The sequence below is a fragment of the Marivirga aurantiaca genome (assembly GCF_016679925.1).
GTDB classification, from domain to species: domain Bacteria; phylum Bacteroidota; class Bacteroidia; order Cytophagales; family Cyclobacteriaceae; genus Marivirga; species Marivirga aurantiaca.
In genome coordinates this window covers 173,312-186,973 of sequence record NZ_JAEQBW010000001.1, presented here as the reverse complement: position 1 = coordinate 186,973, position 13,662 = coordinate 173,312, and the positions used below count along the sequence as shown (strand labels likewise).

Below are 13,662 nucleotides of genomic sequence, written 5' to 3'. Positions count from 1 at the left end.
ATGAAATCCCACATCATTTTTTTGGGTCTGCTACTCTTATGCCCAATTTTTGGAAACTCTCAAAATAATAATCAGCAGTTACAATCAATTGATTCCGTAAATCTTGAATCTTTTAATCCGAATGAAGCGCATTCATTCAAGGAATGGTTTCAGAAAGGACATACAAGCGGAATAATAAGAGCTAATATGATGCATACTCTCCGTCCGAAAGCTGAAACTTATAACGGAGCTTTAGCTTTAGGTGGGCGTTTATATTATCACACCTCCTATTGGAAAGGCTTGAAATTAGGTGTAGGAGGATTATTTACATATAATGTCGCCTCAACAAACCTTGCGTCTAATAATTATATGTTTGCACCTAAATGGGAGCGACAATTATTTGATTTACAAGACCCTGTAAATAAGCACGATTTAGACAGGCTGGAAGAGTTGTTTGTAAAATACAGACACAAAGACTCTTATATTAAATTAGGAAAAATGTTGGTTGAAACCCCTTTTGTTAACCCACAGGATTCGCGCATGAAACCTTCTGCCTTTCAAGGACTATGGATCGATTGGAATGAGGGGCATCGATTGGAACTTAATGGAGGAATTTTTAATAAAGTTTCACCAAGATCCACCACCGAATGGATCGGTATTTCCGAAAGCATTGGCCTCTATGAAAGATATCAAAAGGGAGATACCTCTTCTCCAATTCACGAAAATATCAATCTATGGATATTAGGAGCACATTATAAAATTAATTCAAATATGAATTACCACAATTGGCAATATTATATAAGCCAATTCAGTTATGTCAACTTCAATCAGCTAGAATGGCGAAAATCACCCATCCAAATTGGTATTCAGTATGTTTTTCAGAAAGGTCTGGATAAACGACAACTATTCTCAAAAATGCCAGCTAAGCAAAACACCAGTATAATGTCAGGTCAAGTAAAATGGATAGCCCCAAAGTGGCAGATCTCTTATAATATTACGCAGGGTTTATCTGATACTCCCTTTATCTTTTCTAAAGAATGGGGGAACGACCCATTTTACACCTATATAAGCAGACATAGAATTGAAGGATTGAATGGAGTAAATAGCCATTCTATTAAACTCAATTTACAGCCTTTCAACAATTGGAAAGATTTTAATTTAGGCGTTTATGGAATTAGAACGGCTTATGAAGAGGTAGATGTTTTATTAAATAACAGCACCGACAGTTATTTAAACCAGCTTAGCCTGGACATGCAAGCTCATTTTTCCAAGCATTGGGAAAACCTTAGTTTTAGGTTTTTAAATACTATCCTTATTGCTAAGGGAAAAGTGATTAATCCCTTTCTAAAAGAAGAAATTTTTCATTCACAGCTAATTGTGAATTATAATTTTTAAGCAGTTGTAAATAATTATCCTATACATTCAAAATCAGGAAATTTATGAATTAGTAATAGTAGCCATAGCTGACAAATATCATGAGTCCATAATTTTTTCTGCACTAATCTAGATATAACAAGCTAAATTTGAATTCTGTATTGAGAGAATGATGCTAAGGGCTTTCTAAATAAAAAAAAACAATTTGTAAATTAAATACTGCTGAAGTACATATTTCAGAAACCATGACAGAACTCAAAAAAAATTGGCGCCAATTTAGCTTGCTTGTTATTGTAAATGCTTTTGTAGGCGCAATGATAGGCCTTGAAAGAACCATACTTCCTGAATTGGCAGAAAGTGAATTCGGAATTAAGGCAAACACGGCTATATTTTCCTTTATCATCGTATTCGGTATAACAAAAGCACTTACTAACTATTTTGCAGGGGCATTTGCAAATAAAATCGGGAGAAGAAATCTATTGATTATTGGTTGGCTGTTTGCTCTTCCTTTTCCCTTTATTTTAATATATGCCAATGACTGGAGCTGGATTATATTTGCCAATATATTATTAGGAATAAACCAAGGCTTAGCCTGGAGTAGCACGGTGGTAATGAAAATAGACCTTGCCGGCCAAAAAAATCGCGGATTGGCCATGGGCTTGAATGAATCGGCCGGTTATTTAGCCGTTGGTTTAGTAGCCTATTTCACTGCTGAAATTGCCGGAGATTATGGGGTACGGCCCTACCCTTTTTATATGGGTATTGCTTTTGCCATTATTGGTTTGCTCTTGAGTATAGTGTTTGTAAAAGACACTCATCATCATGTAGTAAAAGAAGCCAAATCCGGAAAAAATGAAGCCTTGATTAAAAACAGTAGTGTTTTTTGGAACACCACATGGAAAGACAAAAACCTTGGATCTGTTACTCAGGCAGGCTTAATAAACAACCTGAATGATGGCATGATGTGGGGCTTGTTACCCGTATTTTTATTAGGCAAGGGTTTTGAACTAGCAGATGTAGGTAAAATTGTAGGCATATATCCTATAGTATGGGGATTGGGACAGCTTTTCACCGGAAAACTTTCAGATATTTTACCCAAAAAGCCCATGTTATATACAGGGATGTTCCTACAAGGACTAAGCATTTTAGCCTTTTTGTATGTTGAAACATTTTGGGCTTTTGCCGGTCTTTCTTTTCTTTTAGGTTTAGGAACCGCTCTTGTTTACCCTACTTTTATGGCGGCAATAGCCGATTATTCCAATCCGATTCAAAGAGCTAATGCCATTGGGGTTTTCAGACTTTGGCGTGATATGGGATATGCCGTTGGAGCTCTGCTTACCGGTATTTTAGTTGATTACTTTAGCGAAGACATCTCGTTACTCACCATCAGCTTACTAACACTCACTTCAGGATTTATCATCATGATTAGGATGAAAAATAAAAAGTGATGCTATCATATTGAAAACAAAGGCTTTTTTTTATTTAAATAATATGACAAAAGTCATTTATTAGTAACCTTTGTTACATCCCAATAAATGTAGCTACACTAAATTGCGTCTACTTATAAAAACAAATAAGTAGAATCTATATTCCATATAGAATTTAAACTCAACAATTAATTATGAATCAATTATTAGAATGGATTAGCCAGCCATGGCCCTGGTATGTTGCAGGCCCAATAATTGCCCTGGTGATGTTTTCAATGTTGTTCTTCGGAAAATTCTTTGGAATTTCTTCCAATTTAAGAACAATGTGCTCATTATTAGGCGCAGGAAAATCATGCGATTTTTTTGCTATTAGCTGGAGGGAGCAGGCCTGGAACCTGGTATTTGCAGGAGGGTTGGTTTTAGGAGGGTTAATAGCTTACCTCTATTTAGGACATGATAGAGCCGCGCATATTTCTGCCACAACTATTACAGAATTACAAGCTTATGGTATTGCTGATCCTGGTAAAACAGTTGTACCAACAGAAATATTTAACTGGGAATCCTTATTAACTCTTAAAGGGATTATATTTATAGTAGTAGGAGGTTTTTTGGTAGGTTTTGGCACGCGCTATGCCGGAGGCTGTACCTCAGGCCATGCTATTTCAGGCCTTAGTGATTTACAGCCTGCATCGCTATTGGCAGTAATCGGTTTTTTTATAGGAGGACTTACAGTCACTTATTTTGTTCTACCCTACCTGCTGGCGCTTTAATCAAAAAAATTAGAAAAAATTAGAAACATGAAATTTTTTAGATATTTATTTATTGGTGCAATTTTCGGAATAACATTAGCAAAAGCAGAAGTTATTTCATGGTTTAGAATTTATGAGATGTTTAAGTTTCAGTCCTTTCATATGTATGGCGTAATAGGGTCTGCAATTCTTATTGGCATAATAGTGATTCAGCTGATTAAAAGGAAAAAAATAAAATCCATAGATGGAGAACCTATTATGATAGTTCCAAAAAAGTTTAGCTGGGCACGCTATTTAATAGGCGGGACAATTTTCGGCCTCGGTTGGGCATTAACCGGAGCTTGCCCCGGGCCAATGTTCATTCTTTTGGGCAATGGCGTAGGCGTAATTTTAGTGGTTATTGCTTCGGCAATGTTGGGTACTTATGTTTATGGGAAACTCAGACATAAATTGCCTCATTAAAACAATTCGGAAATAAGTTACTGTGTTAGTGGTGTTAATAGCCCCTGTTTCTTTTTGCAGGGGCATTTTTCAGAAAACAATCTCTATCAATAAAAAGCTGAGTAACAAAAGTTACATTTCGTTAACACTTAAATATCTACATTTGAAAAATGTACTCAAGGAACCTCATATCTGTTATACTTATCATTTTGTTTTTGACAAAATTGATAGCTATTGATGCTCGTGGTTTTACAAAACTTTCAATATCAGATAAAATAATTCTAACAAAACCACATTGTAAAAAAAAGACAATTGCGTCCATTTCAGAAAACACCCAAACACAATTAACCGCTAAAGAAATCCATTTATTGGCTATTGATGATTTTTGTAATAATAATACAGAAATTAGTTTATTTAAGTGGGAAAGCAAAGAAATATTGACCACTTCAGAATTTACAGGATTCTTTTTCACTAGCCTAAGCTCCAGGTATCTTAACTGCCTCTCCCCACCCCCCAAAGCTTAATTCATTTTCAAATTATATATTCAATAGGGTAAAAAAAGTAGGATTTCGATTAACCTTTTTTACAGTACCGATAATCACTCGGCCAATTGAATATACCATTTCTAACGTTTTCAAAGTAACTTATTAATAGTTACTCCATTTAAAATTTTCTCCAATGAACGATATCTTAATCAGCCGATTTTCGGTAAGGGTTTTGAGGATCTTCCTGAGTGGAATTTTCATAGTAGCAGGTTTTAATCATCTGTTCAATATTGAAAAAATAGCTTCTAGGCTAGCTAATGCCAACTTTATTGAAATCATAAGTGGCATGGTTGATCCAAAATGGCTAATTATTTCTTCCGGGATTGTAATGATAATAGCAGGTATAAGTTTTCTTTTAGGGCTTAAAACCAGATGGGCTGCCATTATACTTATTGCAGTGCTTATCCCTATTACTCTTACTGTACAAGTAGGTCAATTAGAAACTATGGGGCCTTTGTTTAAGAACATAGCCATTTTGGGAGGACTCCTTTTCTTTATTTTAAATGACACAACTCAAACAAAAAAATAAATATATGAAATAGCCATAAACCGAAGCATACTAACCGAGCATGAATATTAGGTGTAAAAATGGCGGTTATTGAGATTGCAGGTGGCTGAGCTATTCCATGTGACAACTAAAAATCAATTATATACACATGAAAACTTTAATAATAAATTCTTTAACAATTATTCTCTTGCTTTTAAGCTTTCAAACGCAAGCGCAAAACAAAGAGGCAACTGATAATTATGTAGTACTTACAAAAAAGGTGCAACAATTAAAACCAATTATTTTAAGTGCCATTGAGCTTCAGAATGAAAATAAAAACCAATTTGGAGAATTTGTAGTAATTTTTTGCGGAAAAGCAATTGGGGATATAACAGACCCAAAGAAAATCGATGCTTTTATTGAAATGGCAAAAACAGCAAATGTTAGAATTGTTGCTTGTGGTTTTTCACTATCAAAATTTAATGTTGATCAATCAAAAGTGCCTGAAGAAATTGAAATTGTTGAAAATGGCATATTATATGATTTTCAGCTTCAAAAGAAGGGATATTTTAGTTTAAGTCTCTAATAAGCACTTTAAAAAAACGAAAAATGAAATATATATTTTTATTGCTAAGTACAATAAGCATCACATTATTAAGCTCTTGTAATCAGCCTGCAACAATGAATAACACTGCATATAAAACAACAAATGATACAATTAGTATTACCATACTTCAAACAGCAGATATACACGGGCAGCTTGATTCCCATCCTGAATTATTTTGGGAAAATGGTGAAATTAAGTTTAAGCAAAGAGGTGGGTTAGCTAACATAAAAACTCTTTTTGAACAAGAGCGCGAAAAAAATCCTCACCGTACAGTTATACTGGATGGTGGAGATTTAATTCAGGGAAGTGGTTATGCTGCACTTTCAGAAGGTGCCATTTTTCCAGAAATTGTAAAGCAAATGGGCTATGATGTGATCATTCCGGGCAATTGGGAAGTGGTGTATGGAAAGGACATAATGTTAAAGGTGATGAAAGGGTATGAAACCCATGTAATTGCCCAAAATATGCAACATGATTTGGACAAAGAAAACTTATTCCCTCCTTATTGGATAAAAGAAATTGAGGGAATTAGAATTGGTTTCATTGGGTTAAATGATCCAGCTGTACCTATCCGACAAAATCCTATATTCAGCAAAGGAGTCACATTTAGTGGGATTGACCATCATCTTAAAGAATTGATAGATAAAGTTAAGCAGGAAGAAAAGGTAGATGTATTGTTTTTAATAACCCATATTGGAGCATTCAAACAAATCGATTTAGCCAGTAATGAGATAGCTGAAAATGTAGATTACATTTTAGGTAACGATACGCACGAAAGAATTCGAGACCTTATAGTGGGCAAATATGCAAAAGTTGCTGAGCCGGGAGCTTTCGGCTCCTTTGTCGGGAAATTAACGCTTCATTTTTTAGATGGTAAAAGAGTGGGAGATGAATATGAACTTATAGATGTGGATCCTGCCACTTACCCCGCAAATGAGCCCTTACAAAAGATGATCGATGAAGCAAAAAAGCCATATAAGGACAATTTAGAAACTGTAATTGGTTATACAACAACCCCTCTGTACAGATACCTCACAGTGGAAAACCCAATGGATAATATGATAACAGATGCTGCGAAATGGAAAACAGGTGCTGATATTTCAATTTCTAATGGTTTCCGCTTCGGTAATCCGATTGTACCTGAAAAAGGTGAAAATGCCCCCATTACTAAGGCTAATTTATGGGATATTCTGCCTATTAATGAAAACATTAAAACAGGAAAAGCCTCCGGCAGGCAAATAAAAGACTGGCTGGAAAAAGAGATTCACAATGCTTTTTCTCCCAATGCTAACGAGCGGTTTGGAGGTTGGATGGTCAGGTTTTCAGGAATGAGGGTAGAGTTTGATGTTCAAAAAGAAAAAGGAGAAAGGGTTCAATCAATAACCGTAAATGGAAATCCCATGGAAGAATCTACCCTTTACACTATTTCTGCATGTGTAAGGCCTGGCGATCCACTTGATAATTTATGCAGAATGGAAAATCTTCAGGATGTTATTGTAAAGGATTATACAATTCACGATGCAGTAATAGAATACCTTGGAAAGCACTCCCCTATTTCACCTACTATTGACGGAAGGTCCTACAGTGATGATTTAGGTAAATATTCATTTTCAACCATTCCTGGAACAAATTATGTGTTTGAGTAAAACAATCAGTTTAATTTCCAGAAATAGGAAAAATAGAAAATGATATTTCTTGATTATAGAAAAACAGGGGCCATTGATAGTTAAATTTTTGTTTCCTCTTTAAAAGAATAAAGCTGTAATAAAAGTTACAGCTTTATTTAAGTGGGTAAGTTAATTTTGCAACTAAGAACACAAAAATCATTACCAAGATGTGCCACTAAATTGAATTAGAAGATTAGAAGATTAGAAACATGAAGAAAAGTACGAAAAAAAACTTAATCGAATATAGTATCATATTTGGCATTATTGGAACCTTGTATATAACTGGCTTACACACGGAGGTACTAGGTTTTGTACAACGAGGGGTATTGGTAACAGGCTTAATGGATCCGGATACAGAAAAAGAATTCGCTGAGAATGAAAGCTACCCACAAGCTGATTTTTCCATGAAACTGATTAGTTCCAATGGAGAAAAATTGGATATGGAATCATTAAGGGGCAAAGTGATTTTTCTCAATATTTGGGCCAGCTGGTGCCCGCCATGTTTAGCTGAAATGCCGGGAATTAATAAGCTCTATAAGGATGTAGATAAGGATAAAGTAGCATTTATTATGTTATCTGTTGACGATGATTTTACGAGAGCTATGAAATTTCACCAAAAAAAGAATTTTGATTTTGAAATTTATCAGGCTCCAAAAGGACTTCCTTCTATGTATTACTCACAAAGTATTCCTACTACTTATGTAATTGATGCAAAAGGAAACCTGGCTCTCACACATTCAGGCATGGGAGATTTTAACACATCAGATTTTAAAGCTTATCTAAAAGAGCTTGAATGACAGATAGGTGGTAAACAAAAAGAGCAGGATACTGGCTTTTTTAATATTGATTATCAGAAAAAAGCAGACTCGTGAGAAAACTAAACGAAATGGTTTTATCAGTAACAAATGTTACAATACCATACCAAATTATAAGCTATATTTCACCTAAACAAATTCAAAAAGATTATGAAAGCAAATATGGGAACTGCTGATAAAACCATAAGGACTTTATTAGCCATTACAATAGGAGTATTGTATTACTTAGGTGTTATCAGCGGAACCCTGGCAATAATTTTAGGCATTCTGGCACTGGTTTTTATAGTTACAAGTTTCATCAGTTTCTGTCCGCTTTATTTACCATTCGGGATTTCCTCCCGGAGGAGAAATACCTGATGGTTATTAGCCTTATTTGGTAACATCTGTTACCAAACTATGTAGCAAAAGTCCGTTACTTTGTTAGTAACATTAAACAAAAAATAAAATGAGAAAATCAAGTAATAAAACAATTATTGACGTAAGGTCAGCCGGGGAATTTGAATCGGGACATGCGCAAGATTCAATCAACATTCCATTGCACGAAATTGATGATAAAATTGACGAAATCAGCAAAATGGAAGGAGAAATCATTTTATGCTGTGCATCAGGAAACAGAAGCGGAATGGCTCAGCAGATTTTACAAGCAAAGGGCATTATTTGTCACAATGGTGGTTCCTGGTATGAGGCTGAAAATTATGCATTATCATTATGAGTTTTTTAAGAAAATTATTCGGACTGGGCCCGGCTGCTGATTTTAAACAATTAACTGCGGAAGGAGCTATTATTTTGGATGTGCGTACCAAGGGAGAATTTCAAGGTGGACACATTAAAAATGCCATGAATATTCCTGTAGAAAGTCTTGTTTCTAATTTATCCAAACTGAAGAATAAGGATCAAGCCATCATCACCTGTTGTGCTTCAGGCATGAGAAGCGGTCGTGCTAAAAGCATATTAAAGGCAAAAGGTTATGAAAAGGTTTATAATGGCGGGGCCTGGGTTTCGCTCGATAGAAAGTTAATATGATTAAAACTATTTTATATACGCCCTGGACCATTATGAGATGGCTCAGATTAGCCGTAGGCTTTTATTTAGTATTTATTGGTTTAATGAATTCGGATTTGTTAGCAGGAGGAATTGGCACACTTTTCACCTTTTTAGCCTTGTTCAATCAAGGTTGTGGAGGCGGAAACTGCGCCAGTGGAAACTGCGAAGTTCCAAGAAATAAAAAATAGTGCCAAGAGCAGGGAGTCGAAAAAGAAGTTGAAGAAAAGTAGAGATCTCATAGCAGAATGCAAACCTACAGTTGGTTTTTGTTTAACTTCTGACTTTCTGATAATTGGTTGAGATACCGCATAAATTAAGACTTTTTAATAAAGTAAGTCTTAATTTTGCGGCATAGCCTACACCCGTAAAGGAAGACGTTATCATTTACAGTGGAACTCAAGTTATTAAGTCCTGTTTTATGTCTTATTTATTGATAGATAAAATCTATATTAACATAGATAAAATCATTGATATCAATAGTTAGAACCTCTAATTAATAGCTTATTTTTGTATGAGTTACATATTTAAATGAATGATATATGAAAAAACTACCTACAATATTTCTAGTTCTCATCATGGGACTAATGATTACATCATGTAAAAATGATGGTAAAAAGACAGTGGAAGCAGACGGCTATTCCGGAGCGACCAAGAAAAGTAGCTCTACTATGAAGGCAAGCCAACTGAGTGAATGGTGGCCTAATAGATTAGATTTAAGCATTCTTAGGCAAAATTCTGAGTTATCCAATCCATTGAATAAGGATTTCGATTATAAAGAAGCATTTAGAAGCGTAGATTATGCGGCCTTGAAAGAGGACATAAGAAATGTTTTGACAGACTCACAAGATTGGTGGCCTGCGGATTATGGACACTATGGTCCTTTTATGATTCGTATGGCATGGCACAGTGCCGGTACTTACAGAACTGGTGATGGAAGAGGTGGATCACGTTCGGGTCAACAAAGATTTTCGCCACTAGATAGTTGGCCTGATAATGCCAATTTAGATAAAGCCAGAAGGTTACTATGGCCCATCAAGCAGAAATATGGCAATAAAATTTCCTGGGCGGATTTAATAGTTTTAACAGGGAATGTAGCTTTGGAAGACATGGGCTTCCAAACCATTGGTTTTGCTGGCGGTAGAGAAGATGTTTATGAACCGGAATTGGATGTTTACTGGGGTTCTGAAGGAAAATGGTTAGGTGATGAAAACCGTTACTCAGGAGATAGAGAATTAGAAGATCCTTTAGCAGCTGTGCAAATGGGATTGATCTACGTAAATCCTGAAGGGCCTAATGGAAATCCTGATCCTGTTTTAGCAGCTTATGACATCAGGCAAACATTTGGAAGAATGGGAATGAATGATGAAGAAACTGTTGCTTTAATTGCAGGTGGTCATACTTTGGGTAAGACCCATGGAGCAGGAGATGCCTCTCATGTGGGTGAATCACCGGCAGGAGCCAGCATGGAAGAGCAAGGGTTTGGCTGGAAAAGCTCCTACAAATCGGGAAAAGGCAAAGATGCCATTACTTCCGGCTTAGAGGTGACCTGGACTACAACTCCTGCCAAATGGAGTCATGGCTTCTTTATGAGTTTATTTGAAAATGAATGGGAATTGACAAAAAGTCCGGCCGGAGCTCATCAGTGGGTGGCCAAGGATCCAAAAGTTATGGTTCCTGACGCTTTTGATAGTACAAAAAAGCATAAACCTACTATGCTGACTACAGATTTATCATTACGTTTTGATTCTGCCTATGCGATTATCTCAAAGAAATTCCTTGACAATCCAGGATTATTTAATGAAGCATTTGCAAAAGCATGGTTTAAGCTTACTCATAGAGATATGGGACCTAACACAACTTACTTAGGCCCGGAAGCACCAAAAGAAAATTTCATCTGGCAGGATCCTATCCCCGCAGTTGATCATCCTTTAATCAATGCAAATGATATAGCAAAGCTAAAGACTCAAATTTTAAATTCAGGATTAAGCATTAGTGAGATGGTAAGTACTGCCTGGGCTTCTGCTTCTACTTACAGAAATTCGGACAGAAGAGGAGGAGCGAATGGTGCACATATCAGATTAGCGCCTATGAAAGATTGGGAAGTGAATAATCCGGAGCAATTACAAAAAGTGTTGAGCACTTTGGAAGGTATACAGAAAGATTTTCATAAAACTTCAGGTGCTACAAAAGTATCAATGGCTGATTTAATTGTATTGGCTGGCGCTGCTGGTATTGAGAAAGCCGCTGCTAATGCCGGGTACCATGTAAATGTTCCCTTCATTCCTGGTCGTATGGACGCTAAGCAAGAGCAAGTGGATATTGAATCTATGAATTTGTTAGAGCCAATGGCTGATGGATTCAGAAATTATTTAAAAACCCGATACTCTATTTCTACTGAAGAATTATTGGTGGACAAAGCACAACTCTTAACATTAACTCCACCTGAAATGACTGTTTTAATAGGTGGAATGAGAGCTTTAGGAGCTAATTATGATGGTTCTAATCATGGAATATTCACTGATAAAAAAGACCAGTTAACCAATGATTTCTTTGTTAACCTTTTGGATATGAGTACTGTATGGGAGCCAACTGACGATACTAAAGAGCAGTTTATAGGAAAAGACAGAAGCTCAGGGGAAGATAAATATACTGCTACCAGAGCAGATTTGGTTTTCGGTTCTCATTCTGAATTGAGAGCATTGGCTGAAGTTTATGCTCAAGCTGATTCAAAAGAAATGTTTGTGAAAAACTTCGTGGCCGCATGGGACAAAGTAATGAAGCTGGATAGGTTTGATTTAATTTATCAATAAATTAAATCTTCACTCATTAATACTAAAAGCCGGTCTGAAAAGTCCGGCTTTTTTTTATGAATTCTGTATTTGCTCCATTTCAGTTAGCATACACCCCCTGCCCCCTTTTCTGTCAATGCTATTAAGTTAAGCTTTAATTAAAATCCCTTCCTTCACTTTCAAATTGTAACAAATGTTACTATCCATCGGTTTACATCCCCGTTAATAGTTTTAACAATTAAATCTTATTTTCAATATAAAATGAACAACCTATGAATATTAAACATTTTTATGATGAAGCCCTTGCACAAGGCTCTTTTGCTATAGAAAGTGAAGGTAAAGTGGCTTTAGTAGATCCATATCGAGATATTGAACCGTTTGTCAAGTTTTCGGAAGAGCATAATGCAAAGATTGTTGCAGTTTTTGAAACTCATCCTCATGCTGATTTTATTAGTAGCCACCTGGAAATTCAAAAGAGATTTGGCGCCACCATTTATGTGAATGAGAAGGTAGGAGTAAGCTATGACTATACACATATGGGGCATGGAGACGAAGTGAAAATCGGCCAGGTAACTTTTAAAGCACTATTTACTCCCGGCCATTCACCTGACCATAATTCTTATCTTTTACTAGATGAAAACAGAGAGCAAAAAGCAGTTTTCACCGGTGATTCTTTATTTGTTGGAGATGTAGGCCGGCCGGACTTAAGAGAAGGAGCTGGCAACATACAAGTAAGCAGAAAAGAACTGGCGGGCATGATGTATGATACTGTAAATGATGTTTTCGCAGATTTGTCTGATGATACCATTGTTTACCCTGCTCATGGTGCCGGCTCACTTTGTGGTAAAAATATGAGCAGTGATTTATCAAGCACCATCGCCAATGAAAAAGCCAATAACTGGGCATTCCAAATAAAGGATAAAGGTAAATTTGTGGATGCGTTTTTGGAAGGTCAATCGTTTATTCCGAAATACTTTCCCAATAGCGTGGAAGTCAATAGAAAGGGGGCTAAAGCTTTAGATGAGGCCGTTAAAAATGCTGAAAAGAAAGATGGACTGGAAATTCCGAAAGGATCAATTATTATTGATACCAGAGCAAAAGAAGATTTTAAAAAAGGTCATTTAAAAGGTGCTATCAACATTCAAAATAAGGAAGATGACAAATTTGAGACCTGGCTGGGTTCCATAGTCGCACCGGATGAAAAGTATTACCTGATTGCTGATAATGATGAAGCTTTAAATTTCGCTATTTATCGTGCTGCAAAAATCGGCTATGAAAACAATTTAGTGGCCGCTGTTACTAACCCAAAAGGTGAAACCGTAACAGATCCGCAGGTAAATTTGGATGATTTTAAAAATAATCCGGATGCTTATACTATCATCGATATTAGGAATCAATCTGAGGTAGCAGATGGCAAATTCTTTGATTCTGCCAAAAATATACCTTTACCTGAATTAAGAGAGAGGGCTTCGGAAATTAATACACAAAAACCTGTTGTTGTTCATTGTGCCGGTGGCTATAGGTCTGCTGCAGGTTTCAGCATAGTAAAAAGTTTATTACCTAATGCCAAAGTGTATGATTTAAGTGATGCTGTTAAGGAATTTAAACAATTGACAACCACTTCTTCAAATTCGTAATAACCTAAAACCTGCTAAGCATATCCCTATCCTGTGTACTGTGCGTCATAGCACACGGGATAGGATATGCGGATATGTATCAAAACGGGATGAATTTCAAA

Annotated in this window: 15 protein-coding genes; all 15 read left to right on the top strand. The window is 36.1% G+C overall.

All coding sequences use genetic code 11. The features are described 5' to 3' along the window. The 15 genes from JKA74_RS00765 to JKA74_RS00700 all read left to right on the top strand — a co-directional run bounded on the left by JKA74_RS00765 (position 1) and on the right by JKA74_RS00700 (position 13,561). Positions 1–1,374: an OprD family outer membrane porin gene (locus JKA74_RS00765; protein ID WP_201429243.1), complete on the top strand. Its 1,374-nt coding sequence runs from the start codon at positions 1–3 to the stop codon at positions 1,372–1,374. Positions 1,375–1,598: 224 nt separating this feature from the next. After that, positions 1,599–2,801, top strand: coding sequence for an MFS transporter (locus JKA74_RS00760; protein ID WP_201429242.1), 1,203 nt, complete (start codon positions 1,599–1,601; stop codon positions 2,799–2,801). A gap of 173 nt (positions 2,802–2,974) precedes the next feature. Further along, positions 2,975–3,550: a YeeE/YedE family protein gene (locus JKA74_RS00755; RefSeq protein ID WP_201429241.1), complete on the top strand. Its 576-nt coding sequence runs from the start codon at positions 2,975–2,977 to the stop codon at positions 3,548–3,550. A 27-nt stretch (positions 3,551–3,577) separates the two neighbouring features. Then, positions 3,578–3,991, top strand: a complete 414-nt coding sequence (locus tag JKA74_RS00750) for a YeeE/YedE family protein (RefSeq protein WP_201429240.1) — start codon at positions 3,578–3,580, stop codon at positions 3,989–3,991. Between the two features lie 194 nt (positions 3,992–4,185). Then, on the top strand, positions 4,186–4,494 hold the full coding sequence (locus tag JKA74_RS20685; protein ID WP_236587468.1) for a hypothetical protein: 309 nt from the start codon (positions 4,186–4,188) through the stop codon (positions 4,492–4,494). A gap of 154 nt (positions 4,495–4,648) precedes the next feature. Further along, positions 4,649–5,044: a DoxX family protein gene (locus JKA74_RS00745; RefSeq protein WP_201429239.1), complete on the top strand. Its 396-nt coding sequence runs from the start codon at positions 4,649–4,651 to the stop codon at positions 5,042–5,044. Positions 5,045–5,171: 127 nt separating this feature from the next. Then, complete coding sequence (locus tag JKA74_RS00740) at positions 5,172–5,588, top strand: DsrE family protein (protein ID WP_201429238.1); 417 nt, start codon at positions 5,172–5,174, stop codon at positions 5,586–5,588. Positions 5,589–5,611: 23 nt separating this feature from the next. Next, complete coding sequence (locus tag JKA74_RS00735; RefSeq protein ID WP_201429237.1) at positions 5,612–7,255, top strand: bifunctional metallophosphatase/5'-nucleotidase; 1,644 nt, start codon at positions 5,612–5,614, stop codon at positions 7,253–7,255. 230 nt (positions 7,256–7,485) lie between these two features. Next, the gene (locus tag JKA74_RS00730) at positions 7,486–8,073 is read left to right on the top strand and encodes a TlpA family protein disulfide reductase (RefSeq protein ID WP_201429236.1); all 588 of its coding nucleotides are present in this window, start codon (positions 7,486–7,488) and stop codon (positions 8,071–8,073) included. A gap of 168 nt (positions 8,074–8,241) precedes the next feature. Continuing rightward, entirely contained in the window at positions 8,242–8,448 is a 207-nt protein-coding gene (locus tag JKA74_RS00725; RefSeq protein ID WP_201429235.1) for a YgaP family membrane protein, read from the top strand. A gap of 88 nt (positions 8,449–8,536) precedes the next feature. After that, positions 8,537–8,803 (top strand): rhodanese-like domain-containing protein, encoded by a 267-nt coding sequence (locus JKA74_RS00720; RefSeq protein WP_201429234.1) that lies wholly within the window; start codon positions 8,537–8,539, stop codon positions 8,801–8,803. Continuing rightward, positions 8,800–9,114, top strand: coding sequence for a rhodanese-like domain-containing protein (locus tag JKA74_RS00715; RefSeq protein ID WP_201429233.1), 315 nt, complete (start codon positions 8,800–8,802; stop codon positions 9,112–9,114). The genes JKA74_RS00720 and JKA74_RS00715 overlap by 4 nt, the downstream gene beginning before the upstream one ends. Further along, positions 9,111–9,323 (top strand): hypothetical protein, encoded by a 213-nt coding sequence (locus JKA74_RS00710; protein WP_201429232.1) that lies wholly within the window; start codon positions 9,111–9,113, stop codon positions 9,321–9,323. The genes JKA74_RS00715 and JKA74_RS00710 overlap by 4 nt, the downstream gene beginning before the upstream one ends. 387 nt (positions 9,324–9,710) lie before the next feature. Next, a complete protein-coding gene (katG, locus tag JKA74_RS00705) occupies positions 9,711–11,945 on the top strand; it encodes a catalase/peroxidase HPI (protein ID WP_407659035.1) in 2,235 nt (744 codons plus the stop codon). A 251-nt stretch (positions 11,946–12,196) separates the two neighbouring features. Further along, on the top strand, positions 12,197–13,561 hold the full coding sequence (locus tag JKA74_RS00700; protein WP_201429230.1) for an MBL fold metallo-hydrolase: 1,365 nt from the start codon (positions 12,197–12,199) through the stop codon (positions 13,559–13,561). Positions 13,562–13,662: the final 101 nt, after the last annotated feature.

Coding starts and splice junctions, on each gene's coding strand:
- JKA74_RS00710 (WP_201429232.1), top strand. CDS start 9,111: ATGATTAAAACTATTTTATATACGCCCTGGACCATTATGAGATGGCTC.
- JKA74_RS00715 (WP_201429233.1), top strand. CDS start 8,800: ATGAGTTTTTTAAGAAAATTATTCGGACTGGGCCCGGCTGCTGATTTT.
- katG (WP_407659035.1), top strand. CDS start 9,711: ATGGGACTAATGATTACATCATGTAAAAATGATGGTAAAAAGACAGTG.
- JKA74_RS00755 (WP_201429241.1), top strand. CDS start 2,975: ATGAATCAATTATTAGAATGGATTAGCCAGCCATGGCCCTGGTATGTT.
- JKA74_RS00720 (WP_201429234.1), top strand. CDS start 8,537: ATGAGAAAATCAAGTAATAAAACAATTATTGACGTAAGGTCAGCCGGG.
- JKA74_RS00750 (WP_201429240.1), top strand. CDS start 3,578: ATGAAATTTTTTAGATATTTATTTATTGGTGCAATTTTCGGAATAACA.
- JKA74_RS00740 (WP_201429238.1), top strand. CDS start 5,172: ATGAAAACTTTAATAATAAATTCTTTAACAATTATTCTCTTGCTTTTA.
- JKA74_RS00760 (WP_201429242.1), top strand. CDS start 1,599: ATGACAGAACTCAAAAAAAATTGGCGCCAATTTAGCTTGCTTGTTATT.
- JKA74_RS00725 (WP_201429235.1), top strand. CDS start 8,242: ATGAAAGCAAATATGGGAACTGCTGATAAAACCATAAGGACTTTATTA.
- JKA74_RS00735 (WP_201429237.1), top strand. CDS start 5,612: ATGAAATATATATTTTTATTGCTAAGTACAATAAGCATCACATTATTA.
- JKA74_RS00745 (WP_201429239.1), top strand. CDS start 4,649: ATGAACGATATCTTAATCAGCCGATTTTCGGTAAGGGTTTTGAGGATC.
- JKA74_RS00700 (WP_201429230.1), top strand. CDS start 12,197: ATGAATATTAAACATTTTTATGATGAAGCCCTTGCACAAGGCTCTTTT.
- JKA74_RS00730 (WP_201429236.1), top strand. CDS start 7,486: ATGAAGAAAAGTACGAAAAAAAACTTAATCGAATATAGTATCATATTT.
- JKA74_RS00765 (WP_201429243.1), top strand. CDS start 1: ATGAAATCCCACATCATTTTTTTGGGTCTGCTACTCTTATGCCCAATT.